The sequence below is a fragment of the Enterobacter sp. CPE_E1241 genome (genome assembly GCF_045618265.1).
GTDB lineage: Bacteria > Pseudomonadota > Gammaproteobacteria > Enterobacterales > Enterobacteriaceae > Enterobacter > Enterobacter adelaidei.
In genome coordinates, this window is the sequence record NZ_JBIWYV010000001.1 from 2,133,497 (window position 1) to 2,159,130 (window position 25,634).

The following is a 25,634-nucleotide window of genomic DNA, read 5'->3' on the forward strand; positions in this document are numbered from 1 at the left end:
CTCGTGACTATTGTGTTGTTGTGTTGTGTTTTTTTATTTTAAAGGTGACGGTGTCACACCTTGTGGGATCGGACACACGTACGGTTTTTCTTGTATTTGTTGTTCAAACTCTTCCCGGCATTTTTTCAGCAGTTCTGCATCCTGTAGCAGATTTAGCGCGGTAGCTCCCATCACTTTTCCGGCCAGCAGCATGCCTTTGTGGGCAATGGAGGTACGTCCCTGCGCCACCAGTTGCCAGGTGTGCAGCGGCGTGCCGACGGTAAAGCAGGGGCTGAAGCACTGTGCAACGGGCATTTTCCAGCTGACGTCGCCCACGTCGGTTGAACCCGCCAGCACGTTGTCGGTGATGGCATAGGGCGCGACTTCATCCACCAGCAGCGTCTCCTGGTGGCGCCGGGCAAAGGCTTTACCGGCTTCCCCACCTGTTGCAGCAATATTTTTCAGACTGTTTTGCAGATCGTTTGGCGTCAGCGTGGCGCGGATCTCGCGGGCAAAATCGCGCTCTTCGGTGGTCCATTCGGGCGTACCGTAGTGCTGCATTGCGCGATACATCACCGCTTCGAGCGTACGGTTCGGCAGGTAGCTGGAGCAGGCTTTATCAAAGCGACACTCGACGGTGGTTTCGGTCATCATCGCTGCGCCCTGGGCGATTTTCCCAATGCGTTCATAGATTTGTTGTGCGTCGGCCATCTCCGGAGCGCGGATCAGGTACAACACTTCGGCTTGCGCCTGCACCACGTTGGGTGAAATGCCCCCGGTGTCAGTAATGGCATAATGGACGCGCGCTTTCTCGATGATGTGTTCGTTAAGGAAGTTGGTGCCAGTAGTCATCAGTGTTAAGGCATCCAGCGCGCTGCGTCCAAGATGGGGAGAGTTGGCCGCATGCGCCGCCACGCCGTGAAAACGCCAGGCGGCCTGAATGTTGGCCAGCGTACTGACGTTAAACATGCCAGCAAACGCTTCCGGGTGCCAGGTGACGGCGGCATCGACGTCATCAAACAGACCCTCACGCACCATAAAGGTTTTTCCGGAGCCGCCTTCTTCACCGGGGCAGCCGTAAAAACGCACTGTTCCGCTACCACCGTGTTGTTCCAGCCAGCTTTTTACCGCCATTGCCCCCGCAAATGCTGCAGTACCTAAGAGATTATGCCCGCAGCCGTGGCCGTTAGCTCCCGGCGTGGCGGATTGCGCTGCGGCACAGTGCGCCTGCTGGCTTAAGCCGGCCAGCGCGTCGTATTCGCCCAGCAGAGCGATAACCGGTTTCCCGCTGCCGAAGCTGGCGATAAAGGCATTCGGAATGCCACCCGCTTCACGGGTTAGCGTGAAGCCTTCGGCCTCCAGCGCACTGGCGAGCCGTTCAGCTGACCAGAACTCTTCAAAACGCGTTTCGGGATGATCCCAAATCTCGTCGGCAATATCGGTTAACATCCGACATCGCGTGTCGATCGCATCGGCAATAAAAGCGTAGTTCTCCTGCATCACACACCTCGCGTCCACGGGAAATTAAGCGCAGTCCGCGCCAGCGTTTCGATGGCAACAGCCATTATCTGCTCATCAAAGTCGAATTTTTCATTGTGATGTCCGGCGCTCAAATTCGTGCCAAACACCATATATGACGCCATGCCGCCGTTCTGCTGCACGCGGGCCATCATTAACGTGGCGTCTTCGGAACCCGCCGGGGCTTTAACGTTATCAATGGCATGCACCACGCCGGACACCTGGCCTGCCTGCTCGCGCAGATAATCGACCCAGGCGGGGGTGGGGGCGCTGGAGGTGGCGGCTCCCATCAGGCGTATCTCGGCCGTCACGCCATAGAGTGCCGCCGCGCCGGTAATAACAGACTGTGCCCGTTCAAAGACATACTGATTAATGGCTTCGCTTTCGCCGCGGGTTTCAATCTTGATCATCGCATTGGCGGGCACCACGTTGCGTCCGCTGCCCGCCTGCATTACCCCAACGTTCACCCGGGATGCACCTTCGCTGTGCGGTGCAATGCTGTGCAAGGCGATGGCGGCTTGCGCCGCGGCGAGCAGAGCGTTACGCCCATCCTCCGGTTTACCGCCTGCGTGTGCGGCAACGCCGGTAAAGTTCACGTCGAACTTGGTTGTCGCCATAAAGTTATCGCTGCCGCAGACAACCGTACCGGCAGGCACGCCGGTACCAATATGGATGGCCGTGAAATAGTCCACGTCGTCCAGCGCTCCGGCTGCGACCATGGCGCGTGCGCCGCGCGTCCCTTCTTCGGCAGGCTGGAAGATCAGTTTGAGGGTACCATTGAGTTGTGATTCACTCTGCTTAAGCACCTGTGCCAGTCCCAGACCAATGGTGGTATGGCCGTCGTGCGCGCAGGCGTGCATCATCCCAGGATTGCAGGAGGCAAATCCGTCGCGATACGGGCGGTGGCTGTCGTCGAGCGCTTCACTTAAATCAAGGGCATCCATGTCCACGCGAAACGCCAGAGTCGGCCCTGGTCGGCCGGTATTGAGGGTCGCTACAATCCCGGTAAATCCGCCTTCAAACGGCGCGAGCCATTTCTCAGGCGCGCCTTGTGCACGGGCTCGGTCAAACTCCCGCGCAAGGGTGGCGTCATCAGGCAGCCCCATACGGCTTTCGGCATCCACTACGTCGCGGCCCATCGCCAGTTCGTAACCCATTGAGTCAAGGATTTCCGCGACCTTCGCGGAGGTACGAAACTCCACCCAGCCGGATTCTGCAAAATGGTGAAAATCGCGACGCCATGCCCTTAGCTGCGGCGTTAATGTCTGGATGTATTGCGCCAGTGTGTCCATATCTGTTCCTGTTATCATTAAAATATGTGAACTGCTTCACGATGTGATAGTTTTTACTTATCACTAACCGTTTTTTCACAGTTTTAACCGTTCAGGAATTACCCTCGCACATCCCTTTCTATTAAAGTAGATGACAGTTTCTTTACTCTGATAAACAACGGTTATCGGTCGGGCTATGTCATTTCAGATTAAATTTCATCAAATCCGGGCGTTTGTTGAAGTCGCGCGCCAGGGCAGTATTCGTGGTGCCAGCAGGGCGCTCAATCTGTCACAACCGGCGCTGACCAAATCCATCAAAGAGCTGGAAGAAGGCATGGCGGCGCAGCTTTTTGTGCGCAGGAGTAAGGGCGTGGCGTTGACCGAATGTGGCGAAGGTTTTTACCCGCGCGCCAGGCTGATTCTGGAAGAGTTACGTGCGGCGCAGGATGACATTCGCCAGCGGCAGGGGGAACTGGCCGGGCAAATCAACATTGGGATGGGGGCCAGTGTTTCACGCAGCCTCATGCCCGCCGTCATCACCCGCTTTCATGCGCAGCACCCGCAGGTCAAAGTCCGGATTATGGAAGGGCAACTGGTGTCGATGATCAATGAACTACGCCAGGGGGAGCTGGACTTTACCATCAACACCTATTATCAGGGACCTTACGACCATGAATTTACGTTTGAAAAGCTGTTCGAAAAACCGTTTGCGGTATTTTGCCGGAAAGGGCATCCGGCGACAGGAGCAACCTCTATTAATGAACTTTTGCATTATAACTGGACAATGCCGACGCCACGGGGAAGTTATTATAAGCAATTAGAGGATGTATTTAACCATCGCTCGCAAATACCGCGGATTGGTGTGGTCTGTGAAACGTTTACTTCCTGTATTAGCCTTGTCGCGCAAAGTGATTTTTTAAGTATATTGCCACTGGAACTGGGCTGTGACCCGCTGCTGGCGCACCGTCTGGTCATGATCCCGGTTATCGAGTCGCTTCCAAAAGCGGCATATTATTTAGTTCAGCGCCGTGATTCACGTCAGACGCCTCTTGCCGAATCGTTAATAACGCAATTCAGAAGAGAAGCGAGAAAAATAGTCGTAGAGTGAAGTTTATATAATAAAAAAACAGGGTCTGCCCGACATCAGACAGACCCTACAGTACACACAGCAGTGCGTCCTTTCGCAGATCCTGAGTGTTATATCCATGGGGCAGGTTTATTTAGTTATAACACCTTTCCTGAAAATTGAAAGGCGGGTGAGTGATTGATTTCACGAATTTTTAACACAAATCACTTATTTTATCTTTGCTAAAATTTTAGTTAAGTGTGATTTAAGTCTGTGGGGGGATTATTATATCTATTCATCAGGTTAATATTTATACCATACCTCGCGGTATAACGGTTATTGAGGCCCCTGTCTGGCACAGGTATAGTACAGTCCTCAGATGTAGCCGGAGGATATCCATGAACCCTGACGACAAATCCTTTTTTCTTGACGCCATGGAGGATGTCCAGCCCCTGAAGCGCAGCCCGGATATTCACTGGCAGCCAAGCCGCAATACGCGGTCGCGCCAGGAGATGGATACCGAACAGTTGGATAACTTCCTGACCCTGGGCTTTCTGGAACTTCTGCCCCTTGAAGAGGCGCTGGCGTTCCAGCGCGAAGGGGTGCAGCAGGGCGTTATTGATAAGCTACGCACGGGTAAATATGCCCGCCAGGCCAGCTTAAATCTCTTACGTCAGCCCGCCGAACGCTGCCGTCAGATGCTGTATTCTTTTATTCGCCAGGCCGGACGTGACGGGTTACGTAACCTGATTATCATTCACGGGAAAGGGCGTGAGCAGAACTCCCATCCTAATGTGGTGCGCAGCTATCTGGCGCGCTGGTTAACCGAGTTTGAGGAAGTGCAGGCTTTCTGCGTGGCGCTGCCGCATCACGGCGGCAGCGGGGCATGTTATGTTTCGCTACGAAAATCCGATGAAGCGAAACAGGAAAACTGGGAGCGGCACGCCAAGCGCAGCCGCTAGCGGGCGATAGCCTCGCCCGCCATAGACTTAGAACGTTTCCCAGTTGCTGTCGGTAGAGGCGGTTGTCGTTGCCGGACGCAGCAACTGCGGTGTCTTCACATTGGCCGGGCGCGGGGCTGCGACTTTTTCTTTGCCGTTCAGACGAAATGCCGCCACTGCCTGGCGCAGCTGTTCAGACTGATCTTCCAGCGCCGCCGCCGCCGTGGCGGACTCCTGCACCAGCGCGGCGTTTTGCTGTGTCACGCTGTCCATCTGTGAAACGGCCAGGCTTACCTGTTCGATACCACGGCTCTGTTCATCGGATGCCGACGAAATCTCACCCATAATATCGGTCACACGGGTAACGGCAGCGACAATCTCTTTCATGGTGGTGCCTGCTTCGCTAACCTGCTCAGAACCGGTATTCACCCGGCTGACGGAGTTTTCGATAAGCCCTTTGATCTCTTTCGCAGCCTGCGCACTGCGGCTCGCCAGCGTACGGACTTCGCCTGCCACAACCGCAAAACCACGACCCTGCTCCCCGGCGCGTGCGGCTTCCACCGCTGCGTTAAGCGCCAGAATGTTAGTCTGGAAAGCGATGCTGTCAATCACGCCGGTAATGTGCGCAATTTGCTGCGAACTGTCAGCAATTTCGGTCATGGTGCGAACAACATTATCCACCACGTGACCGCCACGGGCTGCGGTTTCAGAGGCGTTTTTCGCCAGTAGCGTAGCCTGACGGGCGTTATCGGAGTTCTGTTTAACCGTTGCGGTCAGTTCTTCCATGCTGGCGGCGGTCTCCTCGAGCGAGGAGGCCTGCTGCTCGGTGCGGGCGGAAAGATCGTTGCTGCCTGCGGCAATTTCGCCAGCGCCGGTGTAGATGGAGTCAGTGCTCCCACGTACGGCGCTGACGGTGGTCACCAGCGACTGCTGCATATCCTGCAGACCTGCGGCCAGTTGACCCATCTCATTGCGACCCGTGATGACGATATCCTGCGTCAGATCGCCGCCCGCAATCGCGCGAATATGGTTCATAATGGTGTTGAGGGGTTTTAACAGCAGATGTTGTAAACCCTGCCAGATCACTACCAGTACCGCGATAACGGCCAGCAAAATAGCCGCCAGCGTCCATTGCATTTGGGTAAAGCTGCTCTGGTTCTCTTCCGTTGCGGCCTTCAGCAGGGTGTTGTTTTCGGCACGCCAGCGGTTATAGACCGCTTCCATATCGTCCTGGGCCTGTTGAGCGTCCAGATCGCCATAGGCCTGGTAGTTATCGGCACGCAGGTACTCAATCGATAAACGCATCACTTCGTGCATCTGGTTCCAGGACTTCTGCATTTCGTCGGTTAATGCCGCATCCTGACCCTTAACCTGCGGCAGTTTCTGCCACTCTTTGTTGTAGGCCTCGGCTTTTGCCAGCGAGTCGCCTGCGGTGCCAAGCAGTTTGTTTATCGCCGCAAGGGAAGCCGGGTCACGCTGGTTTTTCAGGTAACGGATCGCCACGCGGGTGACGGTGACGCGGGTTTTCACCAGCGTGTTCACGCTGTCGCTCAGACTCTCCTGTTGGGCATTGAGCACCCCGGAGTTCTGGAAGTTATGGCGATCGTTGCTGACAGCAGAGTAGAACAACCCTCCCGTGACAACTTGCAACAGACAGAATATGGTGAGGGCAAAGATAATACCGGTAATCACGTGCAGATTTTTCAGCATAGCGGTCGTCCGTTAGAGAAAATGCAGGGGTACTCCAATACTATCGTCGTAGAGAATTTAAACTTTAATTTAACTCGCGCTTAACCAAGGGTTCTCTCAGGGAACCTGTTGTAAATCCGGATCATTTTTATGAGGCAGGTTAACATGAGCAGCATTGATAAAAGCGGGACGTACGCGCTCGGGACGCGGACGGTTAAACGACTGGGCTATGGCGCGATGCAGCTCGCCGGGCCGGGCGTCTTTGGTCCACCGAAGGATAAGCTGGCCGCGCTGGACGTGCTGCGTGAAGCCGTCGCGGCGGGGGTGAACCACATTGATACCAGTGATTTTTATGGTCCGCATATTACCAATCAGCTGATCCGAGAAGCACTTCATCCTTACCGGGACGATCTGACTATCGTGACCAAAATCGGTGCCCGTCGCGACAGTAAAGGTGCCTGGCTGCCGGCCTTTTCCGCGCAGGAACTGACTCAGGCGGTGCATGACAACCTGCGTAATCTGCAGCTTGACGTGCTGGACGTGGTGAATTTGCGAATTATGTTCAGCACACACGGGCCTGCGGAAGGGTCGATTGCGGAACCGCTTTCCACCCTGGCAGAGTTACAACAGCAAGGGCTGGTGCGTCATATTGGTCTGAGCAATGTGACGGCCACTCAGGTTGCGGAAGCGCAGAAGATGGTGCCGGTGGTGTGCGTGCAGAACATGTACAACATTGTAAACCGGGGGGACGATGCGCTGGTGGATGGGCTGGCACAGCAGGGCATTGCGTATGTACCGTTCTTCCCGCTCGGAGGTTTTACGCCACTGCAATCTTCCGGGCTGCAGGCCGTTGCTGATTCACTGGGCGCAACGGCAATGCAGGTGGCGCTGGCGTGGCTGTTGCAACGTTCCCCGAACATCTTGCTGATCCCCGGAACCTCTTCCGTGACGCATCTTCGGCAAAACCTTGCGGCGGGGGCACTACACCTACCGCCTGAAGCCGTGAAAACGCTCAATTCGCTGGTGGACTAAACCTGATATAAGCAAAGCCCGGAAAATTTCCGGGTTTTGTTTGCAACACCCTGAGATTTGTCTCTTTTTTCAGTGGTTATTTTTAATGTTGTCGACCATGCTCTTTGTACTGATAATGCTAAGTACAGTTGAGACGGCAATGCGCAATGTCTTTATTCCTGTCATAACAGCAGTGGCTATTTTTATTGCTGGCGTTTTTATCCTCAATATACAACTCTGGTATTCAGCTCGGGTTGATAGCTCGTCGGGAGCCAGATACGCCGTTAACAATATCAATGCCATTCTTGATGAAGCACGGGTTGCAGCCAGAACCGCGACGGAAATTATTGCGAAGGGATGTGATGCAGATGGGCAGTATCAGCTTGGTACGGAGGCCGCTCTGCAACCCCATCTCAGAACCATCGTTATTCTGAAAAAGGGGCAACCCTGGTGTTCATCTCTGCCGGGGAATCGTATTTTATTATTAAATATTAATGATATACCTTTTTCAGAATTACTGCTCACGCCGGCGAGCGATACGGTAAACGGACGACCTGTTTTGTTATTTCAGACCCACTTTGCCACCAATCGAATTATGGTCAGCGTGAGCGATAGCCATATCCGTGACGCTCTGAGTACGCCCCTGGAGCATGTTAATTACGCACTGGTGGTGGGCGGTTACGCTCTTGATGCTTCCGGCAATTTCACCATCACTCATCGCCAGGAAACGCAGGTCGGGCAGGCCCGGTCGGGAAATTACCCCTATAGCGTCAGATATAATCTTCCTCCTCTGTTTAGCGTACAAAGGCTGATCGAACACGGGGCAGGCATCATGCTGTTTTTACTGCTGATCTCCGGTACTGCCGCTTACGTTTTGCATAAGTATCTGAACAAAAACACCCTGCCTGAAGAGTCACTTCGTACCGCAATTGCCCGGGGGGAAATCGTTCCGTTTTACCAGCCTGTGGTGAATGGCAGAGAAGGCACTTTGCGGGGCGTGGAGGTGCTGGCAAGATGGAAGCATCCGCAGGCGGGCTATATTTCTCCGGCTACATTCATTCCCATTGCTGAAAAATCGGGGCTGATTGTTCCTCTGACGCAAAGCCTGATGGCGCAGGTGACGACACAGATGAACGCGATTTCCACGAAATTACCGGAAGGGTTTCACGTCGGGTTGAATTTCAGTGCCCCCCACATTGCGATGCCGACCTTCCTGGATGAGTGCCTGAAGTACAAGGATAGTTTCGTCAGAAAAGATCTGAACCTGGTGATCGAAGTGACAGAGCGGGAACCGCTGGATATTGATGAAAACCTTGTCCAGACCCTGAATGTGCTCCATGAAAAAGGGTTCGCTATTGCACTGGATGATTTTGGTACCGGCTATTCTGGACTCTCTTATCTGCATGATCTGCATATTGATTATATCAAAATTGACCATAGCTTCGTCAGCCGGGTGAACGAGCATGCGGACTCTACCCGCATCCTCGACTGTGTGCTGGATCTGGCGCGTAAACTCTCCATCAGCATTGTAGCGGAAGGCGTAGAGACGAAGGCGCAGCTAGACTACCTCAATCGCAATAACATCGTCTTTCAGCAGGGGTACTACTTTTTTAAACCGGTTCCTTTTACCGAGCTTATTCATATTTTGTTGTCGAAGCCGAAGGTCAAAGTGGTGGTGGAGTAACCTGCAGAAGCTGCTGCTGAATTAAATCCTCTCAAACTTCAATGCGTTTGGGATCGTCTGCGGAAATGACCTTGATCCTGGGGCATTATCCGTAATACTGTATTTATATACAGTATTTGGCGAGAAAGGCATTTATGAACACTCTCTTTTCTTATCATCCAAAGCAATACATTGAATTACCTTTATTTTTGGAGCGTGTTGCCTGTGGTTTCCCAAGCCCTGCGCAGGATTATGTGGAGGATCGTCTCGATCTCAACAGGCTGGCGGTCAGACACCCGAGTGCAACCTATTTCGTCAAGGTGAGCGGAGACTCGATGATTGGCGCCGGGATCGGCGACGGCGATCTGCTGGTGGTTGACCGCTCGTTAAATGCTGAACATGGCGATATCGTGGTGGCGTCGGTCGCCGGTGAATTTACCGTGAAAGAGTTGCAGACCCGTCCGGTCCTGAGACTCCTGCCACATAATGTCCGCTATCAGCCGATCACCTTTCAGTCCGAAGAGGAGCTGCAAATCTTCGGGGTTGTTACCCACACACTCAAAACGCATAAACATGTTCGCGCTGGTTGATGTGAATAGTTTCTATGCCTCCTGCGAGAAGGTGTTCCGTCCCGATCTGGAGGGGAAGCCCATCGTGGTAGTTTCGAATAACGACGGCTGCATTATTTCACTGTCGCGGGAGGCAAAGCAGCTCGGTATAAAAATGGGTGAGCCGTATTTCAAATTCAAAGAGAAGAGCTACCCCTCCCGGGTGTACGTCTTTAGTTCGAATTATGCACTCTATGCCGACCTCAGCAGCCGGGTGATGCAAACCCTGACCGATCTTGCCCCGGCAATAGAGATCTATTCCATTGATGAAGCGTTCGTGAATGTGTCAGGTGTCAGCCACTGCATGTCGCTGGAAGCGTTTGGTCGTCAGATGCGTGCGCAGATACTTAAAAATACGGGCTTAACGGTTGGCGTCGGTATTGCCCCGACAAAAACGCTGGCGAAGCTGGCCAACTATGCGGCCAAGCGGTGGTCGAGTACCGGTGGCGTGGTGGATTTATCGGATCGCGAGCGGCAGCGCAAACTGCTGGCGAATGTACCGGTAGACGAGGTGTGGGGCGTTGGACGGCGCATCACGAAAAAACTCAATGCGATGGGGATCTCCACGGCACTGGCGCTGGCGGATGCCTCATCCTGGGTCATTCGTAAACATTTTAACGTGGTACTGGAGCGCACGGTGCGAGAGCTTCGCGGTGAACCCTGCCTTGACCTGGAAGAGTTTACTCCCACAAAGCAGCAAATTATCTGTAGCCGTTCGTTTGGACACCGGATTACGCAATACGAAGAGATGCATCAGGCCATTTGCGCCTACGCGGAACGTGCAGCAGAAAAACTACGCGGCGAGCATCAATACTGCCGCTTTATCAGCGTGTTTTTGCGCACTAGCCCTCATGCCGACAACGAAATTTATTACGGCAATCAGGCTTCAACCATCCTGATGACGCCGACCAACGACTCACGCGATATCATCCGTGCAGCCACGGAGGCGCTGGGGCGTATATGGCTTGACGGGTATCGCTACATGAAAGCGGGGGTGATGCTGGCGGACTTTTTCAGTACGGGTGTCGCCCAGCTTAATTTGTTTGACGATAACCGTCTGCGCGTCAACAGTGCGGCACTGATGGACATGATCGATAGCGTCAATCATTCCGGCAAAGGGAAGATATGGTTTGCCGGGCAGGGGATTGAGAAATCCTGGGCAATGAAACGCGAGATGCTGTCTCCGGCTTATACCACGCGGTACGCGGATTTGCCGGTGGCGAGGTAGAGTACTCCTGCGTTATTTCTTTTGCGTCAACCAGGTTGCCGCCGCCGTCAGCACGCCGATCAACGGCATTTGGCCCGCACCTGCCAGGAAGTTATGGCGATCGATGTCATTATTTTTATGGATATCAGCAAAGCGGGTAAGCGCCGTTTTTTCATCCGCAGCGCTGATCTCCTCAAACTGCTTTTCAAACCCCTGAGCGGTCAGCTGAGAAGCTGCATCGATGTTTGCGCTCTCGATCGCAACGAGATCCGGGCCTTTCCTGAAGAAACTGTAATCGGGCATATGTGCTCCATAAAGAAGAGGATACGGTGAAAATACTCTATTCCTTATGGTCAAAAAGTGCACGTGATTTGCGGGGGGAATGTTCAGTTTTTCTTCATGATCTCAGGCAGTAATTGCTCAATCACGCTGACGACACGTCGGACGCGCTGTGGAATAAAGCGGGCATCAGGGAAAACGGCATAGAGGAATCGGTCGGGTAACCGCCAGGCGGGTAAGATCGGCACCAGTGTGCCATTTTTCAATGCTCTGGCCGCAAGCGGTAGCTGCATGCCTCCGATTCCGATGCCTGACTCCAGCGCCTGTAATAGCGCGTCGCTGGTATTGGCGCGGAAAACGGTATTCACCTTCACGTCGAGGGTCTCTTCCTGAGAAAGCAGCCGCAATGGGGCATCCAGCGGGATGCCGCTAAATCGTACATGTGGCAGCGTCGCCAGCTCCCTGACGCTGTGCACCGCCTGAAATTCAGGGGCGGCAAACAGCGCGGTTTCAACACGTGCCAGCACGCGAGCCGCATGCGCCAGAGGAGGCTCACTGCTTAGTCGTATTGCGACATCCACCCCTTCTGTCACCAGGTCGGCAATGCGGTCATCGAGGGAAAGCATCAGGTGCAATTCTGGATGCAGGCGTTGCAGCGAAAGCAAATGTGGCAAAAAGATCTGGCCCAGCCCGCTCGGCAGCTGGACATGCACTCTCCCCTGAAATTGCTGATCGACAGGATCCAGCCGCATCTCAGCTTCCCGCATGGCATCCAGCACAAGCTGCATATCACGGCTGTAACGCTCTCCCTGTTCAGTCAACTTCATTGATCGCGTTGTACGATGCAGCAACACGACACCAAGCTCTTGTTCAAGGGCGGCGATCTGCTGGCTGACCGCAGATTGCTTCATCCCGCTCTGGCGGGCGGCGGCAGAAAAGGAACCTGCTTTTGCAACGCAAAGAAAGGTGGAAATGGCGTTGAGTTTATTATTCATTTAATGATTTTTCTGATAAGTGCCATCGGTTTAAGGGGATATCCAATAAAAAAATAATATATGACACTGCGCCTGTCACCCTTTCTGGAGAAACTTCATGAATAAGATGCCGCAACAAAACGTCGCGCTGGTCGCTGGTGCCAGCGGAATTGTGGGCAGACAGCTCGTCAAAACGCTCCTGCACAATAAATGGCAGGTGATCGGTCTCAGTCGCCATGCAGTGACCCATCCGGATGCTATTCCGATGGTGAATGTCGATTTACTGGATGCGCAGAACAGCGCAGAGGTGCTGCAACCCCTGAGTGGTATCACCCATATTTTTTACAGCGCCTGGGCGAACGCGGCAAACTGGACAGACATGGTCGAGCCGAACGTTACGATGCTGCGTCATCTGGTCAGTCATATCGAAAAAACAGCACCGCTGCAGACGGTCAGCCTGATGCAGGGGTACAAAGTCTATGGTGCACATCTGGGGCCGTTCAAAACCCCGGCACGCGAAAGCGATCCTGGCGTACCGGGTGCAGAATTTAACGCCGCTCAGCTCACGTGGCTCAGCGATTTTCAGCGTGGGAAAAGCTGGCACTGGAATGCCATCAGACCGGGCGTGGTGGGAAGTACCGTGCCCGGCAACACGATGAATCTGGCGCTGAGCATCGCTCTGTATGCGTCTTTGTGTAAGGCTCAGGGGCTACCTTTGCGCTTTCCCGGTACCGAGCAGACCTGGCACAGTATCGTTGATCATACTGACGCCGGGTTGCTGGCCGAGGCAACGCTGTGGGCTGCCACGACATCTGCGGCGCAGAATCAGGCTTTCAACGTGAATAACGGCGATATCTGGCGCTGGAGTGAGCTATGGCCGCGCATCGCACGCTGGTTTGAACTGGAATCTGCTCCGCCCGTGAGGTTGTCATTTCATCAGCTGTTTAAGGACTATCGTGAGGTATGGCGCGAGCTTGCCAGAGATCGGCTGGTAGAAACGGATATTATGCAGCTGAATGACGGACATTTTGCCGATTTCGTCTTTAGCTGGAATTACGACATGTTCGGTGATGGCAGCAAGCTCCGGCGGTCTGGCTTCACGCGAATGCAGGCAACCGATGAGATGTTTTTCAACCTGTTCGCGCAGCTGAGAGCGGCACGTATTATTCCCTGACTGTAAGGGCGTCCTGGTGCAAGCCAGGACGCGGGGACACTTACTCAACTGTTAACGCATTGACGACGTCGGCGACGCTTTTAACACTACGGATATTTCCGATGCCTGTGCCAAGCGCGATATAACCTTCATCGGTGTTGTCTTCCAGCATACCCAGGCGTAAACCCCGTAATCCTCCCATCACCTTGCCCAACTCTTCGTTGCTTGCACCTGTTTTATCCATCAACGCCAGTTTTTCCGCCAGCTTGCCGGGAAGAGAACGGTAGTAATGGGGCACGGTGCGGAAAAGCAGCAAATCGAGACCGTTGGCGGCAATAATTTTATCTTTGACCCCCTGCGGCACGCGGCTTTCTTCCGTGCTGATAAAGACCGAACCGGCAAACACGCCTTCAGCGCCTAATGCATGGGCCGCTCTGGCGGTGCGGTTATCGGTAATACCCCCCGCAGCCATCACTGGAATGTGCTTCACGGCATCGGCAATCAGCGGCACGATGGAAAAGGTGCCAAGCACCGTTGCGGGCAATGTGCCCCCTTCGTCAAAACCGGTGGCGACGATAATGTCTGCTCCCAGGTCTTCTGCGAGACGAGTGTTTTCAGGCGTTGGGTTGATGTCGCGGTAGATAATGGTGATACCTGCCTCTTTTAACTCGTTAAAAAGCGCTGGAATAATGCTGCCTTCCCCATAACCCGTATACACCACGGCCCTGATACCTTCTTCTTTCACCACCTGAAGGATAGGCCCGGTCCAGATGTCATTAACGGCTGTGGGGATCAGGTTCACGCCAAAGGGTTTTTCGGTCAGCCGTTTGGTTTTACGAATTTCCTCACGCATTTTTTCAGCGGTCTCTTTCGGCGTAGAGACCGCGGTATCGGCGGTTAAACCTGCATTTGGTCCCAGCACACCGAGCCCTCCGGCATTGCTGACTGAGGCGACTAATCGTGCATCAGTGAGCCAGGATAAAGGCCCCTGAATAACAGGTTTTTCGATACCCAGGATCTGACAGATACGGTTATTTTTCATAGCAGACTCTCCCTCACGTTTGAATGGGGGAGAGTGTAGGGCTCAATATTGTTAGGAAAAATAGCCAAAAAGATTCATCACTGTTATAAAATTCATAACAATAACTTTATCCTGCTTGTGGCAAAAACATCCTTTATGCAAATAAACCTCTTTGAATCTATTAGGATTTTTATTGAAATTATTGAGTCAGGGAGTCTTACCCAGGCGGCGGAGAATCTGCAAATCCATCGTCCGGCAGTCACCAAAGCATTACAGCTTCTGGAGCAACACAGCGGCACACGTTTACTGCAACGAACAACGCGTCGTATCAGCCTGACACCTGATGGGGAAGCGTTTTACCGTCAGAGTAAACCTCTGCTGGTGCAGGCGGATGAATTACTGGAGTCGTTTGGCAGTGGCCGGGCAATACACGGTCAGTTACGTGTGGATATGCCCATCTCTTTTGCGGCGTTGCGGGTGATACCTAATCTGCCTGATTTTTATCGCCAGCATCCTGAAATCGATATTATCCTGAGCAGTTCTGACCGTCGTCGGGATATGCTACGAGAGGGCCTGGACTGTGTGCTACGGGTGGGAGAACTCGACGATGGTGACTATATCGCGCGTAAAATCGGGAATATCAAGATTACGACTTGTGCCAGCCCGGCCTGGCTTGCGAAAAACGGCACGCCTGCAACGCTGGATGATTTACGCGAACATCAGGCGATCAACTGGGTTAACAACAACAGCAGACAAATTTATCCGTGGACTTTTACAACGCCAGAAGGGACTGCTGAGATTAAACTTCCCGGAAAACTTGTGGTGGATAACTCCGAAGCCTACATTGCGGCAGGTCTGGCCGGACTGGGATTAATGCAGGGGATGAATCTCTTTCTGCAGCCTTACATTGACCGTGGTCTTCTGGTTGAAGTCTTGCCAGACTACCGATCTCCGGACCGAAAATTGTCACTTCTCTATCCACACCGTCACCTCTCCCGAAAAGTGCGGGTATTTACCGAGTGGCTGGAGAGTCTGGTGTGAAAACAGCCAGTTCGTGACACAACGCGCCAATCTGTTCCACGGCATTCAGCAGGCGGGGCGTTGGTTCGTTTGCGCAGTTTAGCCGCAGAAAGTGCGTTAATTCTGCGCCAGGGGAAAACAGCGGGCCAGGGCTGACGCCGATGCCCAACGCCAGCGCACGACGATGCACCTCCAGCGCGTTGATCTGCTGAGGAAGTTCTACCCACAACAGGAAACCGGCAGTGGGCACGTTAACACGTGTACCCGGTGGGAAACTCGCCTCGACCCGCGCAACGACGGCGTCTATTCCCTCTGCGATCCGGTGCTTTAACCGCCGCAGATGACGATCGTAGTCGCCACTTGCGAGGATCTCGCTCGTTGCGGCTTCCAGCATTGGCGCACCTGCCCACTCTCCGGCCATACGCGTCTGCAATACCTGCGCGTGGTAGCGCCCGGCGGCAATCCAGCCGATCCGCCAGCCTGGCGCAAGCGTTTTAGAGAGCGAACTGCAGTAAATCACGTTTCCGCTCTGGTCGAACGCTTTGCAGGCCGGAGGGCGTTGCCCTTCGCCAACGAGGTCACCATAGACATCGTCCTCAATTAAAGGGATCTCTGCCTGCTCAAGCAGAGCAACAAGCTCTTGCTTGCGTGCAACGGGCATACTGGCACCTAAAGGGTTTTGCACGGTGGGTGAGGCCAAAACGGCAGCGGGGCGGTGGCAGAGAATGGCGTCAGCCAGCGGTTCCAGTAACAGGCCTTCAACGGGATCGGTCGGGATCGCTAAGGCTCTTAGGCCTAAATCTTCCAGCAGCAGGAGTGTACCAAAGTAGGCAGGCTGCTCAATCGCTACGACATCACCTGGCTGGCACACTGCCTGAAGGGCAAGGCGCAGCGCCTGCGTTGCACCCGCGGTGATGATGAGATCATCCGCGCCGAAACGAGCCCCCCATTGCGCAGAACGCGCGGCAATCTTACTTCGTAAATCACGCCTTCCCGGAGGCAGGCTATAGCTTTGTCCGTGTGCGTCCAGACGGCGGACGGCAGAGTGCAACGCCCGTTGCAGCATATCGCCAGGTAGCCATGCGGGGTCAGGCAGGGCTGCGCCCAACGGTATCAGACGGGCTTCTGCACTGCTGAACAGCGAGCGGGCCACGGCGGACATTGTCACAGGGACCGGACCAGGTACGGAGTGCGAAGGTTCCGCACGCGGAGTGATGCTGGTCTGGCAGATGAAGTAGCCCGAACGCGGACGCGCCATAATCAGCCCCTCTGCTTCAAGGCAACGAAGGGCTTCCAGCGCCGTCGGAAGGCTAACGTGTTCGCGTTCGGCCAGTTTACGCGCGGAGATCATCCGGTCGCCTACACGCAACGCACCTGAAGTCAGTGTTAGACGGAGCATCTCAGCTATTCGGCGGTAATGTGGGGACGACGGAGATGGGGCAGACATGGGCATCTGTTCAGGCTGATTTTCGATAAAACTGACTATACAGCCAATGACGCGCGCCATCTATAGTGTCCGACATGTTCAGGACAAGGAGGCATTATGCAGAGCAATAATTTCAACATCTCTACTTATTTCAAACGCATAAACTACACCGGACCGGTGGCTGCCGATACGGCCACGTTACATGCGCTTATGCGTCATCAGCTCTTTTCAGTTCCCTTTGAAAATCTGGACGTGCAGGCGGGCAAAATTGTCTCGCTGGCACCAGACGATATTGCCGATAAGGTGTTAACGCAGGGGCGCGGCGGTTACTGCTATGAGGTGAACGGTCTTTTTGCCATGGCGCTGGAGGCGGTAGGTATTCCTTACCGTTTCGTGGCGGCACGCCCGATGTTCTACCCTGCGCGACGACCGAAAACCCACATGGCGCTCATCGCTGAGGTAGATAGTCGACAGTGGCTTTGCGATCTCGGGTTCGGCAGCTACGGCATCCGTGCACCGATGGCGCTGGACACGCTTGATGTCGATATCACCCAGAATTTCGACACGTTTCGGCTTAGCCGTAGCGCAGAGGGCGAATATCTGCTTCAGGCAAAAGTGGAGGGGGAATGGGCCCGTCAATACGGCTTTGATCTCACGCCTCAGGAATGGATTGATTTCGTTCCGGCCAACTACCTTAACTCCACGCATCCGGATGCCATCTTTGTCCAGAAGCTGGTGGTGGTGCAGCATCGCCCGGAAGGACGTGAGATTTTATTGGGCGATGTGCTGAAGACGATCACTGCGGATGGGGTTGAAATACAGCAACTGGCGGAGGGAGAAATCTCCCGTATGCTGAAAGACCGTTTTGCGTTGACGACGGCGTAAAACAGAGGGGCGGCCTGCTGTCACACTGCCCCGAGAATCGCCCATACGGCTGGTATGGGCGGTGCGAGTTTATTTCTTCTTATTCATCATCGCTTTTAAATCGGCAAACGGGTTAAACGTGGCGACGCCCACGTCTTTTTGCGCGTCTTCCCCTGCAACCACGGTGGTACCGTACTGATCCGCTTCGGTGTATTTCGAGTGTTCATGGTCATGGCAAAACAGGCACAACAGTTCCCAGTTGCTGCCATCTTCCGGGTTGTTGGTATGGTCGTGATCGATATGGTGAACCGTGAGTTCACGCAGATTGGAATAAACAAACTCTCGCGAGCAGCGACCACACACCCATGGATAGATTTTTAATGCTTTTTCGCGATAGCCGCTTTCCAGCCGCGCGTAGTTTTTAGGGATCAAAGCCATTGCCGGTTTTACCTGCCATGAAAAGAGTGGGAGATATTATATCCCATTATGGAGCGTAATGACGAACCCCTCAATTCTGTCAATTTATTTGAATCATTCCGTTAAATAAACGGCGTTTATTCTCACCGGGTAATGCGTAAAGTAGGTGAGATGCAAAGTCCCATCAGGATAAATCGTTATGAAAAAGATCGGGTTTCTGTCGTTTGGTCACTGGACACCTTCACCGCAGTCCGGCACGCGTTCAGCAGCGGATACATTGCTTCAGTCCATTGATTTGGCCGTGGCGGCCGAAGAGCTGGGTGCAGACGGCGCGTATTTCCGTGTGCACCACTTTGCCCGGCAACTGAGCTCCCCGTTCCCCCTGCTGGCCGCAATAGGCGCCAAAACGAAAACCATTGAAATCGGTACTGGCGTCATTGATATGCGCTATGAAAATCCGATGTACATGGCAGAGGATGCTGGAGCCGCAGATCTGATCTCAGGGGGGCGTTTGCAGCTGGGTATCAGCCGGGGTTCCCCGGAGCAGGTTATTGATGGCTGGCGTCATTTTGGCTATGTCCCGCAGGAAGGGGAAAACGAATCTGATATGGCACGCCGCCATACCGAGGTACTGCTCGAGGTATTACGTGGAGAAGGTTTTGCAAAACCGAATCCACAACCTATGTTCCCGAACCCGCCGGGGTTGCTGCGCCTTGAACCTTATTCCGCCGGTTTGCGCGAGCGTATCTGGTGGGGAGCCGGTTCGAATGCGACGGCAGTGTGGGCGGCAAAACTGGGAATGAACCTGCAAAGTTCTACCTTAAAAGACGATGAAACCGGTGAGCCGTTCCATATTCAGCAGGCAAAACAGATCCGCGCTTACCGTCAGGCGTGGGCGGAAGCGGGGCATACGCGTCAGCCGCGAGTCTCGGTTAGCCGCAGTATTTTTGCGCTGATGGACGATCGCGATCGGATGTACTTCGGCTCCAGCCGGAGCGACAGCGATAGCGTCGGTTATCTTGATGAGAAAACGCGTGCGATCTTCGGACGTAGCTATGCCGCAGAGCCTGATAAGCTGATTGAACAGTTGAAAAAGGACGACGCGATTGCCGAGGCCGATACGTTATTATTGACCGTGCCGAATCAACTTGGTGTGGATTACAATGCGCATGTGATTGAGTCCATTCTCAAACATGTCGCACCGGCAATGGGCTGGCGCGAGTAGCCATTCTGTAATCAGCCGTGAGATCGTAATGGAAAACCTGGCCCTCTGGTATCGACGTTTTGGCGAGCCAGATTCTGTTCTGCAGCCGGAAACAGCGCCATTGGGCGAGCTTGCACCGGGTCATATTCGTGTGCAAATGCTGTTTTCCCCGGTGAACGCGTCCGATCTTATCCCCATTACCGGGGCCTATCGCCACCGGACGCCGCTACCGGCGGTGGCAGGGTATGAAGGCGTCGGGATTGTGACCCAGGCACCAGCCCCCTTCATGGGGCTGGTGGGCAAGCGCGTCTTACCCTTACGGGGGCAAGGAACCTGGCAGCGCTATGTTGATTGCCCGGCTGAGTATGCGATCCCCGTTCCGGACAATATCGACTCACGCCTGGCCGCACGGGCCTATATCAATCCGCTGGCGGCGCAGATGATGCTCGCTCACTATCCACCACAGGGAAAGCGGGTGTTGCTCACGGCTGCCGGTTCTGACTGTGCCATTCTGCTCGGGCAGTGGGCGCGTCAGAGGGGAGCGCAAGCGGTATACGGTATTCACCGTTCGCCTGTACATGCTGAAAGGCTGGATGCGATGGGGATCATTCCCGTCGCGCAACAGGATACGAAGAGAATCGGCGCTATCGCTGCGTGTGCCGATGTTGTTTACGATGCGACCGGAGGAGCGCTTGCGGAAGCTATTCTCAACGTGATGCCCGAGCAGGGCATGTTTGTTTGCTACGGACTGCTCTCCGGGCAAACCTTCCGTCAGCAGCGCCCCATGCCGCGCGTGGCATGGTTTCATATTCGTAACTATCTCGATGCGCTCAGCGTGGAGGCGTGGCATGCCGAGTTCGAACGCATCTGGCCTCAGTTGCGTGATAGCCAGTATAGCCATGCCACGGTGTACCCTCTGACGGAATGGCAGAGGGCGCTAAGTGCGTACCGTGAAGGTGGCAGAACCGGCAAGCCTATCCTGTCGATGATGGCGTGACCGCTATTGATGGCTCATATCGCTCAGCAGCACGGCAATACTTTGCCCACCTGCCGTCTGTTCCAGGCCAATCTTCACAATGATGGTCAGCGGAACGGAAAGCAGCATCCCAACGGGGCCGAGCAGCCAGCCCCAGAAAATAAGGGACAAAAATACCACCAGTGTGGACAACCCCAGTCCACGTCCCATCATCCGTGGCTCAAGAATGTTGCCGAACACCAGATTAATCACCAGATATCCTGCCAGCAGAATCAACGCGTCATAGAACCCGCTGAAAACCAGCATCTGAAGAATAGGAGGAATTGCTGCCAGTACGGAGCCGATGTTAGGGATGTAGTTAAGCGCGAACGCCAGCAGTCCCCAGACAAATGCGAAGCGGACATCCAGCGCCATGAGCATTCCCCAGACCACCCCTCCAGTAACCAGACTAATGGCCGTTTTTAACACCAGATAGCGGGAAACGCTGTCCAGCGCACGTTGAATTGCCCCCATACCTTCAACCGGACGAACCATGATCTGCTGCAGCTTTGTGGGAAGTTGCGGTACCTCCAGTAACATGAACACCACCGTTAAGAACAGCAGGAAAATAGAGGTCATGGCATTGGAGAGTTGCGCCAGCAGGCTGGTGACAAGCGTCATGGCCGCGTTGGGATCGATATATTTCAGGAGCTCCTCAACCGAGACTTCTATGCCTGCGCGCTGCAGCCAGGGTTCAATTTGCAGGAGCGGTATCGCCAGTGACGAACGGTATTTCGGCAATGTTCGCGCCAGTTCATTGAGCGACGTCCCCAGGTAAGCGACGAGCAGAACCATCGCAATAATAATGATGCTGATAAGCAGGGTGATCGCCAGTACGCGCGGAATGCGTAATCGAGTCATACGCTGTACCAGCGGGTTAAGGATCACCGCAATAAACAGCGCCAGAACAAAGGGGACAATGATGTCGGCGGCAAAACGAACGCCTGTCAGAATGATCACCAGCATGCCCAGCATGATGACAATTTTTAACCCGTTCAGGGTAATGATGGGTTTAGCCATGGTGACTCCGGAATAATCTTTTTATTTATAATAAATGCGAAACCCGCTGTAATAAAGCAACCAAAATCAAACGGGGTGGGTAAAGAATTGCAAAGACTTTGAGTAAAATCCTGACTTATGGTACAAATCTGGCGTGTTTAACTACCGAGGACAATTTTGATCCGCAAAGACGAGAAGCAACACCGCGGATAATTGTAATTTTATGGACAATTTGTTCAGGACGTACTTTTCAAACAATACTGCTGTATTTTCCTCTTCCTTCTGCCTGCTTTCTGGTGAGCAACACTGGCGCACCGCACTATAGTCACATCTTCTGCCTGAGCTGGCGCTACGCGCTTAGCTGTCCGATTTAATTTCATATTTTTTGGTTTGCTGTTCGCGGCGGGCCACGATGGATTATATTCTCAAGCAGGAGAAAAACATGTTTTACTGGATTTTATTAGCTCTGGCTATTATCGCTGAAATTACCGGCACGTTGTCGATGAAATGGGCAAGTGTCAGCGATGGCAACACCGGTTTTATTTTAATGCTGGTGATGATTTCACTTTCCTATATTTTCCTCTCATTTGCAGTGAAAAAAATTGCGCTGGGTGTGGCCTATGCCCTGTGGGAAGGGATCGGTATTTTGCTGATTACACTGTTCAGCGTCATGATATTTGACGAAACGCTCTCCACGATGAAGGTTGCCGGGTTAACGACCCTGGTTGCGGGTATTGTGCTGATTAAATCGGGTACTCGTAAGCCGACAAAACAGCAGAAGGAGCAGAACCATGCAACAGTTTGAATGGGTTCATGCGGCCTGGCTGGGTTTTGCCATCGTGCTGGAAATTCTGGCTAACGTCCTGCTGAAATTCTCGGATGGTTTTCGCCGTAAAGTGTACGGACTGATGTCGATTGCGGCGGTTCTGGGGGCGTTCAGTGCCCTGTCCCAGGCGGTAAAAGGAATCGACCTTTCTGTTGCCTATGCGCTGTGGGGAGGGTTTGGTATCGCCGCCACGCTGGCAGCAGGTTGGGTGCTCTTCGGTCAGCGTTTAAATAACAAAGGCTGGGTAGGATTGATATTACTGCTTGCTGGTATGATCATGATAAAACTCGCCTGATATACTGACAGCCATTATTTACAGGCAGCGAAATTCGCTGCCTGTAGTACTCTTAGAAAAGCATAACATTGAAGAGGATGGCTGATGTATCGCACATTGAGCTGGCGCAATATTCCTACTGCGAGAACATTGTTTGCCATGGTCTTCATCGCGGGGATCGGCTTAATCATTTCCATTGTCGCACTGCTCTATCTATCCCTGCACCTTATCAGCACGAAAACCAATGAAATTGACGAACACCGCTCGGCACTTTCCGTGCAGGGTGCCATTCAGACATCCGTCAACCGAGTCTCCTCTCTGGTCCTGGATAACGCTGTCTGGGACGATGCGGTACACGAGACGTACCGTCCAACCCTGGATCCCAACTGGCTGTATAACACCTGGGGCGCTGGCTTTAAAATTAACAACCTTTATGACGGCACTTTCGTGCTTGATGAACACTTCAATGTCATCTGGGGATCGTTTCAAAGCCAACCGTTCAAAGAGACGAACCTTGATTTTTTTGGCAAAGGCTTCAAAGGGCTTATTAACCAGCACGGACAAGCACTGCCCGGTGATAAAAATATCTATGCGGGCATCACCCGAACGCGTAACGGCATTGCATTTATTGGGATAGGGCTGATTCGCCCGATGGTTGGAGATTTACAGGTTACCGATGGAACACGCCGCTATCTGGTGATTACGCGTCATCTGAGCGCGAAAATATTATCCGATCTGGGGACGACCTTTCAGATTGATAACCTCAATTTTACCCCTGAAAAAATCAATAATCTGAGTATGCCCCTGCGCAGTTCAGCAGGAGAGTTACTGGGATACCTGAACTGGCAGGCTCGTCTTCCGGGAGCGCAAGCCGCCCGGGCTGCATCGTCTGATATCAGGCAGATTGTGGTGCTGGCGTCGGCGCTGATCCTGCTCTTCATTCTGGTGAGTGGTGTGGGGTTGTACAAACTTGCGCGTGGAGAAAATCAGGCGCGTATGGTCGCGAGAACGGACTGGTTAAGCCATCTGCCGAACCGACGTGCGCTGATCGAAGACCTGGAGCGCGTGAGTTTACGCGGCGATATTGACGTCAAAAGCGTGGTGTTTATCGATCTGGATGGCTTTAAGGATGTCAATGACATCTACGGCCATAGCGTGGGTGACGATCTCATTGTAGTGATAGCGAAAACGCTGAATGAACGCGTCCCACCGGGAGGGATGCTGGCACGCATGGGCGGCGATGAATTTGCCATGACCATCGGCGGTGATGGTGCGGAAGCGCAGGCCACTGCGTTTGCCCGTTCGGTGCTGGATTTTCTCAACATCCCGATTCGGCTAGGGGAGCGCACAATCCATATCGGCGCCAGTATAGGTATTGCCAGCGGCACCCTGATCGAATGCACCAGTACTGAGCTGTTTCGCCGTGCGGATATTGCCATGTATCACGCCAAAATGAGTGGAAAAGGACGCATCACCCACTACGACGCGGCGCTGAACAGTACCCGTGAACGTAAGCTGGCGATTGAGAATCAGATCAGAAGCGGCCTGGAGCGCGATGAGTTTGAGGTCTGGTACCAGCCAATTATTGACGCTCACAGCCAGAAAATGAGCAGTGTCGAAGCGCTGGTTCGCTGGCCGCGTCGACCGGGCGGGCCACTTGACCCGGACACCTTCATCACCATTGCAGAGACCAGTGGTTTGATTTACAAACTGGGCCAGTTTGTCTTGCAGCGGGCCTGTCAGGATCTGGAGCCATTCAGTGAGCTAAAACTCTCCGTGAATATCTCTCCTGCACAATTTCGGGATCCCGAATTTGAAGACAAAGTGGCCAGTGTGCTGGAGACCACGCGTTTCCCGGCCAACAGATTGCAGCTTGAGGTAACAGAGACCTATGTGCTGGAAAACCCGGAGCGAGCCCGCATGGCAATAGCCAATCTTAAAGCGCTTGGAACCGCGGTGGCGCTGGATGATTTTGGCACGGGCTATTCCAGTATTGGGTATTTACGGCGTTTTAACTTCGACACCATTAAGATTGATAAATCACTGGCCGGGCTGGTGGGCAACGATGAACAGGCGGCAGCGCTGGTCAGCGGCACAGTGCGGATCGCCAATGCGCTGGGCATGGCGGTGGTGGCGGAAGGGGTGGAAACCGAAAAACAAATGAAACTGCTACGGCTGGCTGGCTGCGATCAACTGCAGGGTTTTTGGTTCAGCCAGCCGATGCCAATTGAGTCAATCAGAGAATTACATCAGATCAGGCAGTGCTGATTTACTGTTGCGCCAGCGCTTCCAGCTTGTCGCGAAAACCGGTAACAGACAACGCCCGGTTATCTGCGCGCCAGCGATCTTTCGCCGCAGGCGCGGAGCTCTGGACGCCAATCAATTGCCAGCCGTTATCCGTTTTCAGCATTAACGGTGAACCGCTGTCGCCTGGCAGCGTATCGCACTGATGCGAAAGCACGCTGGTTTGTGCCCAGCCCGTCACAACACAGTCGGTGTGAGTGTAAAGCGCATCCAGATGATCAACAGGGTAGCCTGACTGCGTCACCTTGCGGTCGGCAGCTTTCAGGGCGGCGGTGAGTGCGGCTTTATCTCCGTCAAATAACGGCAGCGGCGTAATACCTGAAGGCGGGTAGCGCAAAATGATCAGGCCAAAATCCCATGAGGCGGCTGCCGGTGGCACTATCCAGCCATCACCATCGGGTTTCAGGCGTTTGCCGAGAGAAGGGTCAACCCGGCCTTCAATACCGTGGATTTCATAGCGCCAGATTCCTTTTTGCGACACAAACCGCAAGGCAACCGCTTTGTCTGGCTTACCGTTTGGCGGTGTCAACAGACAGTGGCCGGCCGTCAGGGCAAGCTGCGGGGTGATCAACGTCGCGGTACACAAGTTACCGCTGGCGGTTTCCAGTTGCCCTATCGCATCCCAGGGCGCCTGGGTAGGATCGGTGACGCGAGTCCGGTCATCATGACCGAAAAAAAGCGTTTTTAGATCTTTCGCGCTAATGGTGTCATCACCGCCATCATCCGCATGTGAAAATCCAGAAAAAAGACCAAACGTTCCCAGTAACAACACAACAGATTTACGCATATCACACTCTGGTGGGGGTAATTATGATTATTAAAAGTGAACCCTATGAAAATACTATAGACGGGACAGCGCTAAAGTGGGAGTAAAATCAGCGTGCTACAATCAGGAAAGATAAAAA

Annotated in this window: 24 protein-coding genes; 14 read left to right on the plus strand and 10 right to left on the minus strand. The window is 53.7% G+C overall.

What is annotated here, in order from left to right; genetic code table 11:
* Positions 1-33 precede the first annotated feature (33 nt).
* Positions 34-1,479 (minus strand): M20 family metallopeptidase, encoded by a 1,446-nt coding sequence (locus tag ACJ9Y9_RS10425; RefSeq protein WP_028017335.1) that lies wholly within the window; start codon positions 1,477-1,479, stop codon positions 34-36.
* Entirely contained in the window at positions 1,479-2,789 is a 1,311-nt protein-coding gene (locus tag ACJ9Y9_RS10430; RefSeq protein WP_028017336.1) for a M20 family metallo-hydrolase, read from the minus strand. The genes ACJ9Y9_RS10425 and ACJ9Y9_RS10430 overlap by 1 nt, the downstream gene beginning before the upstream one ends.
* Before the next feature lie 175 nt (positions 2,790-2,964).
* Between ACJ9Y9_RS10430 and ACJ9Y9_RS10435 the strand changes: the two genes are divergently transcribed.
* Positions 2,965-3,876 carry a LysR family transcriptional regulator gene (locus tag ACJ9Y9_RS10435; RefSeq protein WP_028017337.1) on the plus strand — a complete coding sequence of 304 codons (912 nt, stop codon included), beginning with the start codon at positions 2,965-2,967 and terminating at the stop codon, positions 3,874-3,876.
* Between the two features lie 356 nt (positions 3,877-4,232).
* Positions 4,233-4,796, plus strand: coding sequence for a DNA endonuclease SmrA (gene smrA, locus ACJ9Y9_RS10440; RefSeq protein WP_028017338.1), 564 nt, complete (start codon positions 4,233-4,235; stop codon positions 4,794-4,796).
* Positions 4,797-4,823: 27 nt separating this feature from the next.
* On the opposite strand, the gene tcp is transcribed toward smrA, so the two are convergent.
* On the minus strand, positions 4,824-6,485 hold the full coding sequence (gene tcp, locus ACJ9Y9_RS10445; RefSeq protein WP_028017339.1) for a methyl-accepting chemotaxis citrate transducer: 1,662 nt from the start codon (positions 6,483-6,485) through the stop codon (positions 4,824-4,826).
* 144 nt (positions 6,486-6,629) lie between these two features.
* Here tcp and ACJ9Y9_RS10450 point away from each other — a divergent pair, with 144 nt between their 5' ends.
* From ACJ9Y9_RS10450 to umuC, 4 genes are all read left to right on the plus strand, one after another.
* The gene (locus ACJ9Y9_RS10450; protein ID WP_028017340.1) at positions 6,630-7,496 is read left to right on the plus strand and encodes an aldo/keto reductase family oxidoreductase; all 867 of its coding nucleotides are present in this window, start codon (positions 6,630-6,632) and stop codon (positions 7,494-7,496) included.
* A gap of 139 nt (positions 7,497-7,635) precedes the next feature.
* Positions 7,636-9,159: a cyclic diguanylate phosphodiesterase gene (locus tag ACJ9Y9_RS10455; RefSeq protein ID WP_028017341.1), complete on the plus strand. Its 1,524-nt coding sequence runs from the start codon at positions 7,636-7,638 to the stop codon at positions 9,157-9,159.
* Between the two features lie 134 nt (positions 9,160-9,293).
* Positions 9,294-9,728: a translesion error-prone DNA polymerase V autoproteolytic subunit gene (umuD, locus tag ACJ9Y9_RS10460; protein WP_028017342.1), complete on the plus strand. Its 435-nt coding sequence runs from the start codon at positions 9,294-9,296 to the stop codon at positions 9,726-9,728.
* Positions 9,712-10,974, plus strand: a complete 1,263-nt coding sequence (gene umuC, locus ACJ9Y9_RS10465) for a translesion error-prone DNA polymerase V subunit UmuC (RefSeq protein WP_028017343.1) — start codon at positions 9,712-9,714, stop codon at positions 10,972-10,974. Before umuD ends, umuC begins: the two co-directional genes overlap by 17 nt.
* A 12-nt stretch (positions 10,975-10,986) precedes the next feature.
* Here the strand turns inward: umuC and ACJ9Y9_RS10470 are convergent, their stop codons facing one another.
* Both ACJ9Y9_RS10470 and ACJ9Y9_RS10475 read right to left on the minus strand, forming a co-directional pair.
* The gene (locus ACJ9Y9_RS10470) at positions 10,987-11,256 is read right to left on the minus strand and encodes a hypothetical protein (RefSeq protein WP_028017344.1); all 270 of its coding nucleotides are present in this window, start codon (positions 11,254-11,256) and stop codon (positions 10,987-10,989) included.
* An 83-nt stretch (positions 11,257-11,339) separates the two neighbouring features.
* Positions 11,340-12,227 (minus strand): LysR family transcriptional regulator, encoded by an 888-nt coding sequence (locus ACJ9Y9_RS10475; RefSeq protein WP_028017345.1) that lies wholly within the window; start codon positions 12,225-12,227, stop codon positions 11,340-11,342.
* A gap of 97 nt (positions 12,228-12,324) precedes the next feature.
* Here ACJ9Y9_RS10475 and ACJ9Y9_RS10480 point away from each other — a divergent pair, with 97 nt between their 5' ends.
* Positions 12,325-13,380 carry an SDR family oxidoreductase gene (locus tag ACJ9Y9_RS10480; protein ID WP_028017346.1) on the plus strand — a complete coding sequence of 352 codons (1,056 nt, stop codon included), beginning with the start codon at positions 12,325-12,327 and terminating at the stop codon, positions 13,378-13,380.
* Positions 13,381-13,420: 40 nt separating this feature from the next.
* Here the strand turns inward: ACJ9Y9_RS10480 and ACJ9Y9_RS10485 are convergent, their stop codons facing one another.
* Positions 13,421-14,401 (minus strand): nitronate monooxygenase family protein, encoded by a 981-nt coding sequence (locus ACJ9Y9_RS10485; RefSeq protein WP_028017347.1) that lies wholly within the window; start codon positions 14,399-14,401, stop codon positions 13,421-13,423.
* A 135-nt stretch (positions 14,402-14,536) separates the two neighbouring features.
* Here ACJ9Y9_RS10485 and ACJ9Y9_RS10490 point away from each other — a divergent pair, with 135 nt between their 5' ends.
* Positions 14,537-15,421, plus strand: coding sequence for a LysR family transcriptional regulator (locus ACJ9Y9_RS10490; RefSeq protein ID WP_028017348.1), 885 nt, complete (start codon positions 14,537-14,539; stop codon positions 15,419-15,421).
* Here the strand turns inward: ACJ9Y9_RS10490 and ACJ9Y9_RS10495 are convergent.
* Positions 15,393-16,907 carry a PLP-dependent aminotransferase family protein gene (locus ACJ9Y9_RS10495; protein WP_028021365.1) on the minus strand — a complete coding sequence of 505 codons (1,515 nt, stop codon included), beginning with the start codon at positions 16,905-16,907 and terminating at the stop codon, positions 15,393-15,395. The genes ACJ9Y9_RS10490 and ACJ9Y9_RS10495 overlap by 29 nt on opposite strands.
* Positions 16,908-16,943: 36 nt before the next feature.
* Here ACJ9Y9_RS10495 and ACJ9Y9_RS10500 point away from each other — a divergent pair, with 36 nt between their 5' ends.
* Positions 16,944-17,711: an arylamine N-acetyltransferase gene (locus tag ACJ9Y9_RS10500; RefSeq protein WP_028017350.1), complete on the plus strand. Its 768-nt coding sequence runs from the start codon at positions 16,944-16,946 to the stop codon at positions 17,709-17,711.
* Positions 17,712-17,780: 69 nt separating this feature from the next.
* Here ACJ9Y9_RS10500 and yajD read toward each other — a convergent pair whose 3' ends face one another.
* Positions 17,781-18,128, minus strand: coding sequence for an HNH nuclease YajD (gene yajD, locus ACJ9Y9_RS10505; protein ID WP_006808895.1), 348 nt, complete (start codon positions 18,126-18,128; stop codon positions 17,781-17,783).
* A gap of 178 nt (positions 18,129-18,306) precedes the next feature.
* On the opposite strand from yajD, the gene ACJ9Y9_RS10510 reads away from it, so the two are divergent.
* Both ACJ9Y9_RS10510 and ACJ9Y9_RS10515 read left to right on the plus strand, forming a co-directional pair.
* The gene (locus tag ACJ9Y9_RS10510) at positions 18,307-19,332 is read left to right on the plus strand and encodes an LLM class flavin-dependent oxidoreductase (protein WP_028017351.1); all 1,026 of its coding nucleotides are present in this window, start codon (positions 18,307-18,309) and stop codon (positions 19,330-19,332) included.
* Between the two features lie 28 nt (positions 19,333-19,360).
* A complete protein-coding gene (locus ACJ9Y9_RS10515) occupies positions 19,361-20,308 on the plus strand; it encodes a zinc-dependent alcohol dehydrogenase family protein (protein ID WP_028017352.1) in 948 nt (315 codons plus the stop codon).
* Positions 20,309-20,311: 3 nt separating this feature from the next.
* On the opposite strand, the gene ACJ9Y9_RS10520 is transcribed toward ACJ9Y9_RS10515, so the two are convergent.
* Complete coding sequence (locus ACJ9Y9_RS10520) at positions 20,312-21,346, minus strand: AI-2E family transporter (RefSeq protein ID WP_028017353.1); 1,035 nt, start codon at positions 21,344-21,346, stop codon at positions 20,312-20,314.
* 421 nt (positions 21,347-21,767) lie between these two features.
* On the opposite strand from ACJ9Y9_RS10520, the gene mdtJ reads away from it, so the two are divergent.
* From mdtJ to ACJ9Y9_RS10535, 3 genes are all read left to right on the plus strand, one after another.
* Positions 21,768-22,130 carry a multidrug/spermidine efflux SMR transporter subunit MdtJ gene (gene mdtJ, locus ACJ9Y9_RS10525; RefSeq protein WP_028017354.1) on the plus strand — a complete coding sequence of 121 codons (363 nt, stop codon included), beginning with the start codon at positions 21,768-21,770 and terminating at the stop codon, positions 22,128-22,130.
* A complete protein-coding gene (gene mdtI, locus ACJ9Y9_RS10530) occupies positions 22,117-22,446 on the plus strand; it encodes a multidrug/spermidine efflux SMR transporter subunit MdtI (protein ID WP_028017355.1) in 330 nt (109 codons plus the stop codon). Before mdtJ ends, mdtI begins: the two co-directional genes overlap by 14 nt.
* A gap of 84 nt (positions 22,447-22,530) precedes the next feature.
* On the plus strand, positions 22,531-24,693 hold the full coding sequence (locus tag ACJ9Y9_RS10535; protein WP_028017356.1) for a bifunctional diguanylate cyclase/phosphodiesterase: 2,163 nt from the start codon (positions 22,531-22,533) through the stop codon (positions 24,691-24,693).
* A gap of 1 nt (position 24,694) precedes the next feature.
* On the opposite strand, the gene ACJ9Y9_RS10540 is transcribed toward ACJ9Y9_RS10535, so the two are convergent.
* Entirely contained in the window at positions 24,695-25,516 is an 822-nt protein-coding gene (locus ACJ9Y9_RS10540; protein WP_028017357.1) for a serine protease, read from the minus strand.
* Positions 25,517-25,634 lie beyond the last annotated feature (118 nt).